This window comes from Gardnerella sp. DNF00550 (assembly GCF_049262685.1).
GTDB classification, from domain to species: Bacteria; Actinomycetota; Actinomycetes; order Actinomycetales; family Bifidobacteriaceae; genus Bifidobacterium; species Bifidobacterium leopoldii.
The window spans coordinates 751,238-767,795 of record NZ_CP058397.1; the positions used below are offsets into that span (position 1 = coordinate 751,238).

Consider the following 16,558-nt stretch of genomic DNA (forward strand, 5'->3'; position numbering starts at 1 on the left):
TGTTCCTATACTTTTTACACTAAATGTATAACATTTAATGCACGTTGGAAAACAATTTTTACTAAAGCTACTCAATACCAGATACGCGCAATTTAATGTCTAACACTACCCTAGTTCCGCCTTCTCTTCGAGGAGACCAACGAACTGTACCACCAAAATCGTTAGTGACAAATGTGTTTATGATCTGCGTTCCAAGGCCAGAGCCAGATGGTTTAGCCATTCCATGAGAAGACTCGCTATCTATACCATCTCCATCATCTTCAACGACAATATTAAGATTGTCTCCGCCCCTACCAACTGCAATACGAATATGACCTTTTTCACGACCTTCAAAACCATGTTCAACTGCATTCGTCACTAACTCAGTTAAAACAAGAGATAATGGTGTAGCATCCTGAGCTGCTAATCTGCCAAATTTTCCAACAAAATCAATATCAATATTTTGATTCTGAGACGCCAACTCAATTGACATCTTCAACAAACTCGAAATAACTTTGTCAAAATCAACAATTTCGTCAGCAGTTTGACTCAAGCCTTCATGAACTAGTGCTATAGTTTGCACACGACGTTGAGCTTCCTCAAGTTCTTTTCTAACTTCAATAGATTTTGTTTTACGGGCTTGCAAACGCAAAAGAGCAGAAACAGCCTGTAAATTGTTTTTTACGCGATGATGTATTTCAGAAATAGTGGCATTCTTAGTGCGCAATTCTTGCTCACGTCGCAAAACTTCAGTAACATCACGACATAACACTACAGCTCCAACACGATTATTTGGACCCCACAGAGGCAAGGAGCGCATGGAAACTATAGAATGGTTCGCTTCAAGTTCACAATCTACATCAGCTTTTCCAGTTAATACAAGAGGTAAACTTTCGGGAACATTATCGTTTGTATGCAACAACCTAGTGCCAAATTCGCTTAAATATTCACCTTGCATAGTATTTAATCCACCGAGTCTGCGGAAACAACTAATGGCATTAGGGGAAGCATAACGAACTATTCCATCGTCTTCTAGCACAATAAAACCATCGGATACTCGAGCATTATGTCGCTGATTTAATACAGATTCATGATATGGGAATTGTTCACGAGGAATCATGTCAAATAAAGTTTTACCAGCATTGATACTTTCGGTTTCATAACGACCGTTAGATTCACGCGTTGCCAAATTAGTTTCGCGCATAACTAATCCGATGGTTTTACCCCTATGACGAACTGGAGCGTAAACGTAGCATACAGTAGCTCTACCAATAGAACGTAAGGTTGAAGAGTGGAAACTTGTCTCAGATTTCATCGCCTCATTAAGCTCAGGTACTAAAGAATCATCTAATTTTTTACCTAACAAATCATCAGTACGCAAAGTAATAGCTGTTGAAGGACGACATTGTTCAGCAACAACATAATCACCGTCACCATTTTGAATAATCAGCAGCAAATCTGCAAAACTCAAATCTGCAATAACCTGCCAATCGGCCACCAAATGATGAAGCCACTCACGATCACTGTCATTAAAATCAGGACGAGTAGCAAGAATGTTAGAAAAATCAGCCATAATGTAATAATATATCGAACTCACAGAAAATTCTGTGAGGCATGTTGTTGTTTTGAACAAGAAAACCGCTCCTCCTCAATTAAGAGAAGAAGCGGTTTAATAATTTATAAATTATTCTTTAAAACTAGAAGCCAAACTTAGCAGCAGTTTCGCGCAAAGTTTCAGCAGAACGCTTCAAAGCAGCCAACTCACGATCAGAAACTGGAGTGTTTAGACGAGAGTTTACACCATTGCGATTAAGCAATGTTGGCACAGACATGCACACATCAGAAATGCCGTGGAAGTCATCGAGCAAAGAAGACACTGGAAGAATGCGGTTAGTGTCGCGAAGAACAGCCTCAACAATATCTACACCAGACATAGCAATAGCGTAGTTTGTTGCACCCTTACCGTTGATAATCTTGTAAGCAGCGTTAACAACTTCCTGATGGATTTCTTCGCGCTTAGCAGCATCAAGTGGCTCATGACCTGGAAGAGCGTTCCAATCGCACATTGGAACACCACCAATGGTTGCAGAAGCCCACAGAGGAACTTCAGAGTCACCGTGTTCGCCAGCAATGTATGCGTGAACGTTCTTAACATTAACGCCCGTGTGCTGAGCGATCAAGAAACGAAGACGAGCGGAATCAAGGTTGGTACCAGAACCAAACATTTGGTTTGCTGGAAGACCAGAAAGCTTCATAGAAACGTGCGTAACAACATCAACAGGATTAGTAATCAACATGTAAATTGCGTTAGGAGCAACCTTCACAACGTTCGGAATGATTGACTTCATGATGTTGATAGTGGCTCCTGCAAGCTCCAAACGAGTCTGACCTGGCTTCTGGCGAGCACCAGCAGTAATCACGACCATGTCAGCATCACGGCAAATTTCCACATCGTCAGAACCGGCAATAGAAACTGCAGGATAGAAGCTAGAACCATGCTGCATATCCAAAACTTCAGCTTCAACACGTTCCTTAGCAATATCTTCAAGCACAATCTCACGCGCAACACCACGCTGAGCAGCAGCGAAAGCGAGAGTAGATCCGACTGCGCCGGCACCAATAATTGCAAGCTTAGTTGGCTTAACCTGCGAACTCACCATGAGCAAAAACCTCTTTTCAACAACCTATCACACCCTTATAAGCACACAAAATACCACGATTTATGCATTACTAAGGGCTGCTCTCACATTAAGAGCTTTTGGTATGAACACCTTTACTCTAATCGCACCACCGGAATTTATTATTACAATGCTACTTTCATAAGTTTTGCAGCTAACGATGGTCCGACCCAAGCAATAAGTTCAACCCCAGAATCTACATATTCTGCCTTTTCAACTACACCATTTTCACGAACTTTTGATAATAATCCACCAAACTCGTACGGCAAAGTTACATCTACACGAACACGAGGAGACGGTAACAATTCTTCTAAACGATTGCGCAATATTTGTAAATTTTCGCCACTGAATGCAGAAACAATAACAGCATCAGGATAAAGAGAAGAAAAACGTTCTCGCGCAGCATCACTCATCATGTCTGATTTATTCAATGCCATAATTTGAGGTATATCTTCTACACCAGAAATATTAGCGAGAACTTCGTTTACTGCATTAATTTGCGAAATAGGATCTGGATGCGAACCGTCAACTACGTGCAAAATAACGTCTGCTTGTCCAACTTCTTCCAAAGTGGATTTAAATGCTTCAACTAATTGAGTTGGAAGTCTGCGAACAAAACCAACAGTATCTACCAAAGTATAGCTTCTACCATCTTGAGTTTGAGAACGACGTACTGCAGTATCAAGAGTTGCAAACAGTGCATTTTCTACTAATTCTTGTGAACCAGTAAGACGATTTATAATAGACGACTTGCCAGCATTCGTATATCCAACAACAGCTACAGTTGGAATATCTTGTCGTCTACGAGAACCGCGTTTTACATCGCGCGCAGGTGCCATATTTGCAATATCGTGGCGAAGTTTAGAAATACGATTTCGAATAGCTCGACGATCCATTTCGATTTTAGTTTCGCCAGGACCTCTAGAACCAATACCAGCATCTCCTGCAGCTCTACCACCAGCCTGCCTAGAAAGAGCAGCACCCCAGCCTCTTAACCTAGGTAGCATATATTGCAATTGAGCAAGCTCAACTTGAGCTTTACCTTCACGGCTTGTAGCGTGCTGAGCAAAAATATCCAAAATAACAGCAGTGCGATCGACAACCTTAACTTTGGTTGCATCTTCTAAAGCTCTACGCTGGCTAGGTGGTAAATCATCATCAACAATAATCGTATCTGCATCATGTTGAGCAACTACTGCTGCAAGCTCACGCGCTTTACCTGAACCAACATAAGTTGCAGCATCTGGCCTATATCTTTGTTGCAACATGCCATCACAAACAACAGCACCAGCAGTCTGTGCCAACGCTGCAAGCTCACGCAACGATTCTTCAGCTTGAGCAAGAGTTCCTTTTGCACTAGACCACACTCCTACTAGCACAACGCGCTCAAGACGAAGCTTTCTATACTCAACCTCGGTAACATCTTGTAATTCACCAAGACCAGCTACACGCTTTAAAGCATTACGAGACTCACGCTCCTGCCAAGCTTCATCATGCTTTTCACTGTCAGAAGTAGTGTCTAGAAGCACATCCGAATGAGCATAAAGCACTGCATTATTGGTGAGATTATGCTCATTCATATTATTAGAATCATTTTCGAGGAAGGAAAGATCGTTTGAATTAAGCACATCATCTCGCCCGGATACCACATTACTATCCGCCAACTGTCCCTCCTCTATTTCATTGTAAATAGCGTTTTACAACGTTTGTCTTATTATGGTGACTTGAGACGACAATATATGAACACAACCTATATGTATGATATGTAAATAAAGATACAATAGTAAAAAGTATATTAATAAATTTAAATTTATAGGCGAAATACGGTATTTTTGAGCGAGATCATGGAAAGTCATCAACAATTTAAACAATACGATAAAACCAAATCACCAAAATCAGAAAAAACGCAAAAAATCAGTGGCGAACAATACTTTTCTGCAACACCATCATCTTGCGATGAGCGAAGAACGTTACATGTAACTTTGAGAAATCATGAAACTGTTATACAAGTCTCAAACGGAGTATTCAGCGCTTCTAAGCTTGATCTAGGCACGTCTGTGCTACTAAAACATGCTCCAAAACCACCAGAAAATGGCAAATTCCTTGATATTGGATGCGGATGGGGTCCTATAAGCATTGCAATGGGCTTAGAATCTCCAGAAGCTGAAATTGTAGCTGTAGATGTAAATGAGCGAGCGCTAGAGCTTACTGAACTAAACGCAAAAAACGCTGGCTTAAAGCATATTCGCACTTCTTTAGTAGATGACGCTTTAAAAGAAAATAATACTTTGGAATTTAATAATTTTGATCTCATATGGTCCAATCCACCAATTCGCGTTGGAAAAGAAATGTTGCACGACATTTTGATGACTTGGATTCCGCGTTTAAAAGTGGGAGGAGCAGCTTACTTAGTTGTGCAAAAAAATCTTGGCTCAGACTCACTTATTCCTTGGCTTGCTGAAAATCTTGGCGAAAACTACAACGTTGAAAAATATGCAAGCTCTAAAGGATACCGAATTATAGAAGTACTAAAAAGTAAGCACTAAAGAAGTACCAAAAAAGTAAAAAATTTACGAAAAGAAATATACACTATGAAATTCGACTACCCTGTTGAGCTTCCTATTTGCGCAGCACACGACGAAATAATAGAAGCAATTAAGTCTTCACAAGTCGTGATTGTTTCCGGACAGACTGGCTCCGGTAAAACTACGCAAATCCCAAAAATGGCGCTTGAGCTTGGAAGAGGCGGAAGAGGTAAGCAAATCGTACACACTCAGCCTCGCCGTTTAGCTGCACGCACTGTTGCTGAGCGAATCGCAAGCGAAATGGAAGTAAAACTGGGTGAAGAAATCGGCTACCAAGTGCGATTTACCGACGAAAGTTCACCTAAAACGAAGCTTCGAATTGTTACTGACGGTATTTTACTTGCGCAAATTCAGCGAGATCCTCTTCTTACTAAATACGACACGATTATTATTGACGAAGCTCACGAACGCAGTCTTAACATTGACTTTTTGCTAGGGTATTTAACAACTTTACTTCCGCAAAGACGCGATTTGAAGCTGATTATTACTTCGGCAACAATAGATTCTGCAAAATTCCGTGAACATTTCGAACAAGCTTTACACATAAAAGTTCCTGTTATTGAAGTTTCTGGACGCACGTACCCTGTGAGAGTGCTTTATGAGCCGCTTGGCTCCGCGCCTTCACTTATGCGACATGTCCCCGGCTTTGCAGACATAACAATGGATGAGGAAACTGTCGCAGAAAGCCAATCTAACGAAAGCAATCGAGACGATATTACAGATGAAGATATGACATCTGCAGTAACTCGCGCATGCGCTCAATTAGTTATTCATTCAAGCCACGAGCAAGGCGCACGCGACATTATGGTTTTCGCTTCCGGCGAGCGCGATATTCGAGAGTTTGAAGCAGGATTACGCTCATATTTTGGCACTCGAGCAAGTGATATGAAACGAGCGGATGCTATTGAAATAGTGCCGCTTTTTGCGCGTCTTTCTGCAAAAGATCAGCATCGCGTATTTGAACATCACTCTCATCAACGCATTGTTATTGCTACGAACGTTGCTGAAACTTCGCTTACTGTTCCTGGGATTCGATACGTTGTCGATCCTGGTTTTGCGAGAATTAGCAGATATTCTAAGTCTGCAAAAGTGCAAAGGCTTCCTATAGAGCCGGTTTCTCAAGCGAGCGCAGATCAGCGTTCTGGACGATGCGGACGAATCGCGGACGGAATTGCTATTAGACTTTACTCGCGCGAAGATTACGAAACTCGACCTCGTTTTACCGATCCTGAGATTCTGCGCACTTCGCTTGGAGCAGTAGTATTACACATGCTTTCAGTAGGCGTTGCTAAAACTGGCGAAGATATTACGAATTTCGGTTTTATTGACCCTCCTGATATGAAAGCAGTAAGCGACGGCTTTAATGAGCTTAACGAGCTTGGCGCAATAAGCAGAAAATCAGGTTTCATTACTTTAACTCATATTGGACGCGAGCTTTCGAAATTGCCTATTGACATTCGTTTAGGACGCATAATTGTTGAAGCAGCTCGTAAAACCACTCCGAATACTCTTGCTGCTGTGCTGGTAATTGTTGCGTTTTTGAGTTTGCAAGATCCTCGCGAGCGCCCTGAAGAACAGCGTGAAGAAGCAGATAGACTTCATAATCGTTATGCCGATGAAACAAGCGATTTCTTAACTGCTTTAAATATTTGGGATTATATTTTCCAAGCAGACGGAAATATGAGCAATAATGCTCTTCGCAAACTTTGTAAAGCGGAATTCTTCCACTTTTTGCGTTTAAAACAGTGGAAAGATTTAGTTAATCAACTTCAAGACTTGTGTAAAGAATTACATTATAAAGTTGGCGAGCCTATTCCATCTAAAAGAGTATCTTTGGAAATTCGTCAACTTCCTAATAATCAGCAGGCTGATCACAGCTTGTGCTGCTCTTGGGATTCGCAAGGAATACACTCGTCGATGCTTGCAGGATTGCTTTCTATGTTGGGAATGCAAGTAGTGCGTGAACCGAAAGCTTCAGATTTTGCCAATTTGCATGGATCAGCAAAAATTCGCGCTATGAAACGCGCTCAAAAAATGGCTAAAAACGACTATCAAGGCGCGCGCGGAGGAAGATTCGCAATATTCCCAGCTTCATCTGTTTCTAAAACAACTCCTTCATGGGTTATGTGTACGCAATTAGTTGAAACATCTAGACTTTGGGCAAGATATTGCGCGCAAATCGATCCTGCTTGGGCTGAGCCTCTTGCTAAAAATCTTACCAGAATCACGTATTCTGACGCTCATTGGAGCGCTTCTAAAGGTGCTGCTGTAGCAAAATCTAAGGTATTACTATACGGATTGCCTATTGTTCAAGATCGCACAGTTCAATGGGCTAGAGTTAATCCTTACGAAGCTCGAATGATTATGATTCGTCAAGGCTTAGTTGAAGCAGATGTGCAACAGCGTTTTGCACACGATGAGTTTATTTTAAATAATCACAATGTGCTTGAAGATGCAGATAATCAAGCAAATCGCACTCGCCAAATAAGCGAAACTGTAAACGACGAAGATTTATTTACTTTTTACGACACTCACATTCCTCAAGAAGCAACTACTATTGCAGCTCTTGCAAAATGGTGGAAAGATAACCGCGAAGAAGATCCACACAAGTTAGACTTTAATCCCGATGAAGTTGAACGTTTACAAACTACACAAAGCACTGATTTAGCTGACTATCCTGACCATTGGAATACAGTTGGTACAGACGGTCAGATTATAAGGTTGCGTTTAAGTTATGTATATGATCCGGCTAATCCTTTGGACGGCGTAACAGTACATGTGCCGCTTTACGTACTTTCGCGTTTAACTCCTGAAGAATTTACTTGGAATGTTCCAGGTTTGCTTGATGAGCTTATTATTGGCATGATTAAATCTTTGCCTAAAGCTCTACGAGTACAGTTTGTTCCAGCTCCTGATACTGCTCAAAAAATTCGCTCTTGGATTGACGAACATTACGACGAGCTTCCTGGGACTGGAGAAACAGAAAGCAATATAAAAAGCGAATGGCAAGATTTTAGAGAAGTTTTCACTAAAGCTGCAATTTGTGTAGTTGGCGCGCAAATACATCCTGAAGTTTTCGATGACGAGCAAATAAGCAGACTTTCGCCATACTTGCGCATGACGTTTAGTGTTGAAGAGAGAAAAGCTAACGAAAGTCGCAATAAACTTGCAGGTCGCAACAAGTACTCTAATCACGTAAAACCTACTCTTCTTGGAACAGACAAATCATTAATTGCATTGCAACAGCGTTTTGCGAAAGAAGCACAAGAATCTGCACGAGAAGTTGTAAATATCAAAGCAAATAAAGCAGCACAAGCTGGTCATGTAATTGAACGAGCAGATTTATTACACAAATCTGGTGCTACAAACCTTTCACGCGCACAAATGGTTTGGCAAAGCGCATTGAATATGCTGCATTTAGACAATAAGCGTATTACTTCTCGCTGGCTTGGTTCTGAAGCTTTAATGCTCGCAGCTGCACCTTATTCAACTTCTAATGCTTTAGCAGAAGACTTGCAAATGGCTGCAGTAAAACGACTAATTGCGAACACGGATAATATTACTGACGACAATTTATTACGCGAAACTGTTGCAAACGTATCTGAAGTATATGAAGACACTGTTTATGCTGTTGCACACGATGTGATCGCAATATTGAAGCGTCAAGCAGAATCAAGTAAAGCTGTTTCCGGCAAGGCTGATTTACCGTTGCTTTCAGTGTTGCAATCAATCCGAGAACACACTGCAAGTCTTGTATACGAAGGATTTATTGCCAAAACTCCATCTGATTCTCTACCTCGTATTGAACGCTACTTGCATGCAGACGTGATTCGTCTTACTAAAGCTAAAGCAGATAAAAACCGTGACGTACGTTGGGCTTGGCAAGCAGATGAAGCACATAAGCTTGTAATAAAAACTCAAGAAGACACTCAGAAAATCCCAGCGGGACCCGCTCATGACGAGTCGCAAATAATCGCTGAGAAATTACGTTGGATGTGCGAAGAATTTTATGTGTCTCTTTGGGCGCAAGAATTGGGAACTGCATATCCGATTAGCATACAACGCATGCGAAAGATGATTGACGGAAGGTGAAAACTGTTTCGCATATATGCATATATTTTTCTTAGCGCTTGCAATGTTGTAAACAATATTGCTCATAACGTTGCAAACAAACTTTATTTGCACAGTTGCTAAGTTATTGCCAATTATAATTCTATTGCTTTTGCTTTCACTATTATTTTTGGTCTTGTTCTTGATCTTCGTCTACTTCGATTGCATTGCTTTCTTTAGTGATAAAGTTTCTGAATGTAAATACGATAATTCCTAATAATGCAACAGCAGCACACATAAGAGATATGTTTGCAAATCCAGACGAAATACCAGAAGCACCGGTTATAGAATCCCCACTCAACATGTTTTTATCTAATATTCCGTCAAAAATTACTACACCAACAGACGCAGAAACACTAATAGCTAAATCATTCATTCCGCACCCTCTGCCAGATTCTTCAACTGGAAGAGATGAAAGAATTGTTGAGGCCAGTGGAGAATACACCATTCCACAACCTGCATAATAAATGCATGCACACAAAGCTATAGCCAAGAATCCAGAATTTATTAATACTGCAATACCAATCCATCCGCAAAGTATAAACAATATTGCTAATAATAAACCTGTTTTTCTTCCTATACGACTAATTATTAAGCCTGAGCATGAACCGAATATTGCAGCAACAATAAAAGCCCAAACTAAATAAGAAGCTACTTGTGAAGTAGTCATATTATACAAAGTTTTTCCAACTCTATTGAACAGTGGACTTATGCAATAATTCGTGAAGTATATTATGCCCATCAAAATTATGCCAGAAAGCCAACGAATATTCTTAAAGAAAGCTGGCGTAACGAACGGCTCTTTAGCTTTACTAATGTAAATACCAAAAATTATAAACAATATAATTGCTGAAATAAGCATCAACAAGTTTCTGTATGAAATGAACAATGTAAGAGATGCAACAGCAAATCCAAAGACTGTAAAACCAACAACATCAATTTTTTTACCATTGCCGTTTTTTGTTGGTAAATAATGCAATAATGCCGGCAATATTAGAATAGTTAATGCTGGAATTAAGAATAAATATTGCCAAGCAATAGAGCTTAACAATCCTGCTGAAAACACTCCAATACATGCAGAAAGCTGGTACGATGCTGTAAATAATCCGAAGAAGATAACTTTCAAATCATTTCGCAAATATTTTGTTGCAATTACTAAGAATGATGAACCTGCTACTTGTTCACCAGTTGTTTGCATAATACGAGCAGCAATAACTGTCCACAAATTTGGCTCAAAACAAGAATTAGCTACAAATCCAAAAACTGAGCCTATAAACAAAGACGTTAATCCAATGGTTACTAGCTTTTTTAATGACACAAAGTCGCCTAAAGAACCGTAAATAAAGCATACGATTCCTAAAATAATGCCAGGTAAACCTGTTATAAGAGGCGCTTGATCAACAGCTTTCACATCTATACCAACTTGTTTATAAACAAGGTTGAATCCTTGCAAGCACAACGTGCTAATAATAAATGTAATAAGCAGTAGTATTAACGCACGAACAGCAACCTTATTGCGCATTTCTGGGTCATCATAAGGATCCATAGAAGAACAATCAATTCGTTTAGTTCCAATCATCATTATCTTACTCTCCTGCCACATCCTAATAATTCCAACATTTGTGCAGAAAACTACTGCAAATAAATCAATCTGCCCTAACAATCTAAAGTTAATCGCAACAAATTCTTCGCGCGTAGCTACTCAATCGGATAATTCTACAGTTTGATAGTTACAATCAACAATAAAAATTGGGAACAATTTTAAAAAATAATCACAATAATAAAATGATTCGCATATCACTTATAATGTAACAAGCTAAGTAGGAGGAAACATGGTGCAGAGAAGAAAGAAACATGATTCTATTCATGTCAACCTAAATAGTGAACATAATAGTGGTGCTCATCACAATAAAAACAACAGTTCTTTAAAGCATAAGTCTTACTCCAATAAAATTTTACGAAACATTATTATTGCTGTCATAGGCATTGCTATTATCATTCCTGTTGTTCAGTGGATACGTTGGGAACAGACTGTTTCTGATCTTCGCAACAAACAAGAACAACTTGTGTCACGCTTTGATTTTAATCCAGGCAATATTATTTCTGATTCTCAATTTTTTGACGATAACGCAATGAGTAAAGATGAAGTACGCAATTTTATACGCAAAAAAGGAGCAAAATGCACTGGTAAAAATTGCTTAAAAAATGCGTACTTTAATACTCACACTATTCCTGCCGATTCACTATGTTCAAAGTATCAAGGTGTAAGCAAAGAATCTTCTGCAGACATAATATACAAATCAGCAAAAGCATGTCATATCAGTCAACAAGTATTACTTACAATGCTGCAAAAAGAACAACATCTTGTAACAGACACTGATCCTAGCGATTTCCAATACAAATCAGCTATGGGATTAGATTGTCCAGATGATTCTCATTGCAACCCACGTTTTGCAGGATTCTTTAAACAAGTAATTGGTTCCGCAAGAAGATATAGGTATTATCTTCTTCATAACGATCAATATAACTACCACCCTAACACGATTAACACAATTCAATATTCGCCAAATAAATCATGCGGATCTAGCAATGTTTATATCGAAAATAAGGCTACTGCATTGCTTTATATCTATACTCCTTATCAGCCAAATATAGAATCGTTAAAAGCTGGATACGGCGAAGGAAATTCGTGCTCAGCATATGGAAATCGCAATTTTTCATTGATTTACTCTGCATGGTTCGGAGATCCTCGCAAATAATATTCGTTAGATCAACATAGAAATACAATTTCGGTGTATAAGCATCGAGATATACTTAAATGTCTAATTTTTGGCACAATTAGTTGCGGTATTTTACGAAGAATGGATGCGTATGTCTACCTATTCCTCACAACTTGGCGAAGAACAACAAGCTGTTGACCGAGCTTATAGCCGTCTAGACGATTTGCGTAATACTATTCGCGCACGCTTAGACGCTGTGCGCGCGTCAGGTTCGCACGGTTCACCAACACAGCGCACAGAGCGCGACTCATTCGCAACCATGTACGAAGATCGTCTTACACAATTACGAGCTGTTGAGGATCGTCTTGTTTTTGGAAGGCTTGATAACACAGAAGGCATTAGGCGATACATTGGTCGCATTGGTTTGCTTAGCGAAAACCATGATCCTATTCTTACAGATTGGCGCGCTGAAGCTGCACGACCTTTTTATGAGGCAACCCCTTCGCATCATGGCGATATTGTTATGCGTCGTCATATTACACTCCGTTTCAGAGACGTTATTGGTGTTGAAGATGAAGTACTTGACATACATTCTGATGAAATAGGAAAAGCTTCACAACAAGGTACTCTTACTGGCGAAGGAGCACTGCTCGCATCTTTAGGTTCTCGCAGAACCGGCAAAATGACTGATATTGTTGCCACTATTCAAGCAGAACAAGATCGAATTATTCGCGCTCCTCTTGATCACACTATTGTTGTACAGGGAGGTCCTGGCACAGGAAAAACAGCTGTTGCTTTGCACAGAGCAGCCTATTTGTTGTACACTCACAGGCGCAAACTTGAGCGTTCAGGAGTTCTTATTGTTGGTCCAAGTTCGGCATTCTTGCGTTATATTGATCAAGTACTCCCTTCTCTTGGTGAAACAGGTGTAGTAAGTAGAACTATTTCCGACTTAATTCCTGGAATTTGTGCTACAGCTGAAGATTCTCCATACGCAGCAAAATTAAAAGGAATGTATCGTATGCGAACAGTTATTGCGAATGCAATTGCCGCTCGTATTCGCGTTCCTAAAAATCTTCCAACAATTCATGTTGGAGGATTTAGTATTCCTCTTCTAAAAGAAGATATTGAGATAGCTCAATCAGATGCTCAACGGACTCACCAGCCGCATAACCAGGCGCGAAATACTTTTATAAAAACTGTGCTCAGCATATTGAAAAATCGTTATTTGGAAAAGCTTGATTATGTTCCAGATCAAGTTGAATTAAACGATATAACTTCTCAACTTCGTCTTGACGATAAACTGCGCATTACTTTAAATCTTGCATGGTTACCTATGACTGGAGAATGGCTTATTGACCAACTTTTTGCTAAACCTGACAAATTACGCACATACGCACCTTGGTTAAGCAACGAAGATATCAACTCACTTACTAGACCAAAAGGCAGCCCGCTTACTCGTTCTGATATTCCATTACTTGATGAAGCTATGGAATTGCTTGGTCCTGATCCAAAACTTGACGCTCAAAGATCTGCAGCACAAGCAAAAAAACTTGAAGAACAGCAATTTGCAACTGACACTCTAGCACAAGCTGGTATTGGAAATGGCATAGTAACCGCCGATATGCTTCTTGATAATCTGCAAGGCGACGATGCAGGAATGCTTGCCCGTAAAGCAGCTTCTGACCGCGAGTGGACATATGGTCACGTAGTTGTCGATGAAGCTCAAGAGCTCACAGCAATGGATTGGAGAATGCTTATTCGTCGTTGTCCTTCACGCTCCTTTACTATTGTTGGCGATGTTGCACAGACTTCTGCGCTCGGAGGAACTCACAGATGGCAGAAGAATATGAATTCTCTATTTGGAGAACCAAATTGGGATCTTTACGAGTTAACAATTAATTATCGAAATCCTAGTGAAGTTTCTGAAGCAGCAAGCAAGGTTGCAACAGATTCAGGATTATACATTTCTACTGTTCATGCAGTTCGCTCAGTACCTGATTCACTTGTATCACAAACGGTTGAATCACAAGATGAACTCGATACTGCACTTGCAGAATCTTGTACAAAACTATTCGAAAAATTTGTCTCTGATGATGGTAGTGGTCGTATTGCAATCATTACTCCTAACAGCATGGTTAGCCATGCTAAAAAGGTTGTAAACCAAGCATTAGAACATGCATTACCTGAAAAATTATGGAATCAGTTAAACAAACAAAATGCCGATGATTGCCAATGCGGCGTTTGCACAGCTGAGGAAGTAAAAGGTCTTGAATATGACGCTGTCATAGTGTTGCAACCTTCTCAAATTGAGCAGGAAGCAGCATCTAGACTAGCTGCTGCAGCCAATCTATATGTTGCAATGACTAGACCAACTCAAAAATTGCATATAATACGCACTAAAGATGACGCAAATTTTGAGAAATAGAACTCAAAATAATGCAAAAGCGCAGGGAATAGATATTCTGTAACAATAATCGATAAAATTATTATTCTTCTGTTTTACTGCGCTTCAAATCTTCAATGGCATGTTCAAAATCTTCAAGACCCGTGAAGTTTTGGTACACACTTGCAAAACGAAGATATGCAACTTCATCTAATTCACGCAATGGCTTAAGAATAGCTTTGCCAACTTCTTCAGATGTAACTTGCGCTAAACCTCGTGCTCGCAAATCAGCTTCTACTCGCATACCAATCGTCTTTAATGCCTCAGCATTAATAGGGCGTCCTTGACATGCTTTGCTAACACCGGCAACAACTTTTGCTCGATCAAAAGGTTCAATAGAGCCTGAACGCTTCATTACAAGCAACTGAGTTGTTTCTACTGTAGTAAATCGATTACCACAAACTTGGCATTCACGTCTACGGCGAATAGAGTAACCATCTTCGCTGATACGAGTATCTATAACTTTCGTATCAGAATTTTTACAAAAAGGACAATGCATATATTCAGCATACTAAAAAATAGCGAAAAACTACATAATATTATTCACTTTATTCAAATATTTCCGAATATTATACGATTTTATTGTCCATAATCCGAAATACTCCATAAAACACACTGAATATTACATCATCATTTTCAGTAAAACTTATCTCATCAGTTTCAATTTCAAATATAGTAATATTTTCCCTTCTCATATTCCCCCCAATTTCATACTATTTGCACTCAATCAACTATTGAGCATCATTTAATGGAACATTAATAGACTGTCCGATTACCAAATCTTCAGAAGAAAGATGATTTAAAGACATTAAACGCTCTACATTATCTGATATATCACCGTTTTTAGGAGTAATAGTAGCAGCATAATTCCATAACGTATCTCCAGGACGAACTGTATATGTAACAACTCTTTCAGGTATCGCAGAAACAGCAGTCTTTGGCATAAACAATGTACAGAATGTTATTGCTGTCATCAAAAGTACAGCTACACGAAAAACTCTAGTTTTGCGCGCATGCTTATTAGAAACGCAGCGTTTACGAATCAAATAAGTATTTTCTTGCATACCTACTCTAGCTTCCCTGCCACTTCTAATTAATGACGTACTCATAACTGTCCTTTCTCCTTCCTTAATCGACTGAACATTTGTTCTATCGAACAGGTGTATTAATAATGACACATTTGTTCGATAGTTGCAACGGCGTGTCGAACAGATGTTTGATTTTTCTAAGAAAGTGCGTTAAAATAGTAAAAGCGAAAGGAGCACCATGAATAACGATGGCACAAATAATGATAACAACGGCATTAATGCTAGCGATATTAACGCAATGTCACTTACTGACCGCCAACGCAATATTATCAATGCCATCCAAAACAATATAAAAATTCATGGATTCCCTCCTTCTTTCCGCGAAATCGGAGAAGCAGTTGGACTTAGAAGTCCATCTTCTGTGAAACATCAATTGCGAACACTTGAAGATAAAGGGATTTTGCGAATTAATGCAAATAAAGGTCGCGCTATTGAAATTCTTGATAATTCAATTGTTGAAAACAATTCAAACAACAAAATTAATAAAAATTCTTCAAGAGTTGCCAATATTAGCGCATACGAATCTGATTCTGTTATAAATTCTAGAGATGTCCCTCTAGTGGGAAGAATCGCAGCAGGAGCTCCAATAACAGCAGAACAGCATATTGAAGATGTAATGCGATTGCCAGAACGTCTTACAGGTACAGGAAATCTTTTTATGCTTGAAGTACACGGCGATTCGATGATTGACGCCGCTATTTGCGATGGCGATTATGTAGTAGTTAGAGAGCAGCATGAGGCTGTAAATGGAGACATTGTTGCAGCACTGCTAGATAACGAAGCAACTGTTAAAACTTTCAGAAATGACCATGGTCACGTATGGCTTATTCCACATAATCCGGCGTACTCTCCTATTGACGGATCACACGCAACTATTATGGGAAAAGTTGTTACAGTATTGCGAAAAATCTAACAAATATAACTGCTGAACAAACAATAGAATTTAACACAA

The 16,558-nt window shown here is 39.6% G+C and carries 10 protein-coding genes and 1 pseudogene; 5 read left to right on the forward strand and 6 right to left on the reverse strand.

Annotated elements, in window-relative coordinates:
- Positions 1–67: 67 nt before the first annotated feature.
- From HXT29_RS02710 to hflX, 3 genes are all read right to left on the reverse strand, one after another.
- Complete coding sequence (locus HXT29_RS02710) at positions 68–1,552, reverse strand: sensor histidine kinase (protein WP_004107121.1); 1,485 nt, start codon at positions 1,550–1,552, stop codon at positions 68–70.
- A 124-nt stretch (positions 1,553–1,676) separates the two neighbouring features.
- On the reverse strand, positions 1,677–2,639 hold the full coding sequence (locus tag HXT29_RS02715) for an L-lactate dehydrogenase (RefSeq protein ID WP_004107125.1): 963 nt from the start codon (positions 2,637–2,639) through the stop codon (positions 1,677–1,679).
- 143 nt (positions 2,640–2,782) lie between these two features.
- The gene (gene hflX, locus HXT29_RS02720) at positions 2,783–4,237 is read right to left on the reverse strand and encodes a GTPase HflX (protein WP_050543387.1); all 1,455 of its coding nucleotides are present in this window, start codon (positions 4,235–4,237) and stop codon (positions 2,783–2,785) included.
- Between the two features lie 264 nt (positions 4,238–4,501).
- Between hflX and HXT29_RS02725 the strand changes: the two genes are divergently transcribed.
- Together HXT29_RS02725 and hrpA are read left to right on the forward strand one after the other, a co-directional pair.
- Positions 4,502–5,203: a class I SAM-dependent methyltransferase gene (locus HXT29_RS02725; protein WP_004107129.1), complete on the forward strand. Its 702-nt coding sequence runs from the start codon at positions 4,502–4,504 to the stop codon at positions 5,201–5,203.
- An 18-nt stretch (positions 5,204–5,221) separates the two neighbouring features.
- Positions 5,222–9,334, forward strand: a pseudogene (hrpA, locus tag HXT29_RS02730) (ATP-dependent RNA helicase HrpA); the annotation flags it as partial.
- Between the two features lie 142 nt (positions 9,335–9,476).
- On the opposite strand, the gene HXT29_RS02735 reads toward hrpA, so the two are convergent.
- Complete coding sequence (locus tag HXT29_RS02735) at positions 9,477–10,934, reverse strand: MFS transporter (protein WP_004107137.1); 1,458 nt, start codon at positions 10,932–10,934, stop codon at positions 9,477–9,479.
- A 250-nt stretch (positions 10,935–11,184) separates the two neighbouring features.
- Here HXT29_RS02735 and HXT29_RS02740 point away from each other — a divergent pair, with 250 nt between their 5' ends.
- Together HXT29_RS02740 and HXT29_RS02745 are read left to right on the forward strand one after the other, a co-directional pair.
- On the forward strand, positions 11,185–12,111 hold the full coding sequence (locus HXT29_RS02740) for a hemagglutinin (protein ID WP_410294538.1): 927 nt from the start codon (positions 11,185–11,187) through the stop codon (positions 12,109–12,111).
- 112 nt (positions 12,112–12,223) lie between these two features.
- On the forward strand, positions 12,224–14,500 hold the full coding sequence (locus tag HXT29_RS02745; protein ID WP_422118452.1) for a HelD family protein: 2,277 nt from the start codon (positions 12,224–12,226) through the stop codon (positions 14,498–14,500).
- A gap of 61 nt (positions 14,501–14,561) precedes the next feature.
- Here the strand turns inward: HXT29_RS02745 and nrdR are convergent, their stop codons facing one another.
- A complete protein-coding gene (gene nrdR / locus HXT29_RS02750; protein WP_004119918.1) occupies positions 14,562–15,017 on the reverse strand; it encodes a transcriptional regulator NrdR in 456 nt (151 codons plus the stop codon).
- Positions 15,018–15,249: 232 nt separating this feature from the next.
- Positions 15,250–15,627, reverse strand: a complete 378-nt coding sequence (locus HXT29_RS02755) for a LysM peptidoglycan-binding domain-containing protein (RefSeq protein WP_422118453.1) — start codon at positions 15,625–15,627, stop codon at positions 15,250–15,252.
- A 217-nt stretch (positions 15,628–15,844) separates the two neighbouring features.
- Between HXT29_RS02755 and lexA the strand changes: the two genes are divergently transcribed.
- A complete protein-coding gene (lexA, locus tag HXT29_RS02760; RefSeq protein ID WP_100066613.1) occupies positions 15,845–16,519 on the forward strand; it encodes a transcriptional repressor LexA in 675 nt (224 codons plus the stop codon).
- The last annotated feature ends 39 nt before the right edge of the window (positions 16,520–16,558 follow it).

What these genes read in the sequence shown, in the direction of transcription:
- HXT29_RS02710 (WP_004107121.1), bottom strand. Translation starts at nt 1,552, where the DNA reads ATGGCTGATTTTTCTAACATTCTTGCTACTCGTCCTGATTTTAATGAC.
- HXT29_RS02715 (WP_004107125.1), bottom strand. Translation starts at nt 2,639, where the DNA reads ATGGTGAGTTCGCAGGTTAAGCCAACTAAGCTTGCAATTATTGGTGCC.
- hflX (WP_050543387.1), bottom strand. Translation starts at nt 4,237, where the DNA reads ATGAATGAGCATAATCTCACCAATAATGCAGTGCTTTATGCTCATTCG.
- HXT29_RS02725 (WP_004107129.1), top strand. Translation starts at nt 4,502, where the DNA reads ATGGAAAGTCATCAACAATTTAAACAATACGATAAAACCAAATCACCA.
- HXT29_RS02735 (WP_004107137.1), bottom strand. Translation starts at nt 10,934, where the DNA reads ATGATGATTGGAACTAAACGAATTGATTGTTCTTCTATGGATCCTTAT.
- HXT29_RS02740 (WP_410294538.1), top strand. Translation starts at nt 11,185, where the DNA reads ATGGTGCAGAGAAGAAAGAAACATGATTCTATTCATGTCAACCTAAAT.
- HXT29_RS02745 (WP_422118452.1), top strand. Translation starts at nt 12,224, where the DNA reads ATGTCTACCTATTCCTCACAACTTGGCGAAGAACAACAAGCTGTTGAC.
- nrdR (WP_004119918.1), bottom strand. Translation starts at nt 15,017, where the DNA reads ATGCATTGTCCTTTTTGTAAAAATTCTGATACGAAAGTTATAGATACT.
- HXT29_RS02755 (WP_422118453.1), bottom strand. Translation starts at nt 15,627, where the DNA reads ATGAGTACGTCATTAATTAGAAGTGGCAGGGAAGCTAGAGTAGGTATG.
- lexA (WP_100066613.1), top strand. Translation starts at nt 15,845, where the DNA reads ATGTCACTTACTGACCGCCAACGCAATATTATCAATGCCATCCAAAAC.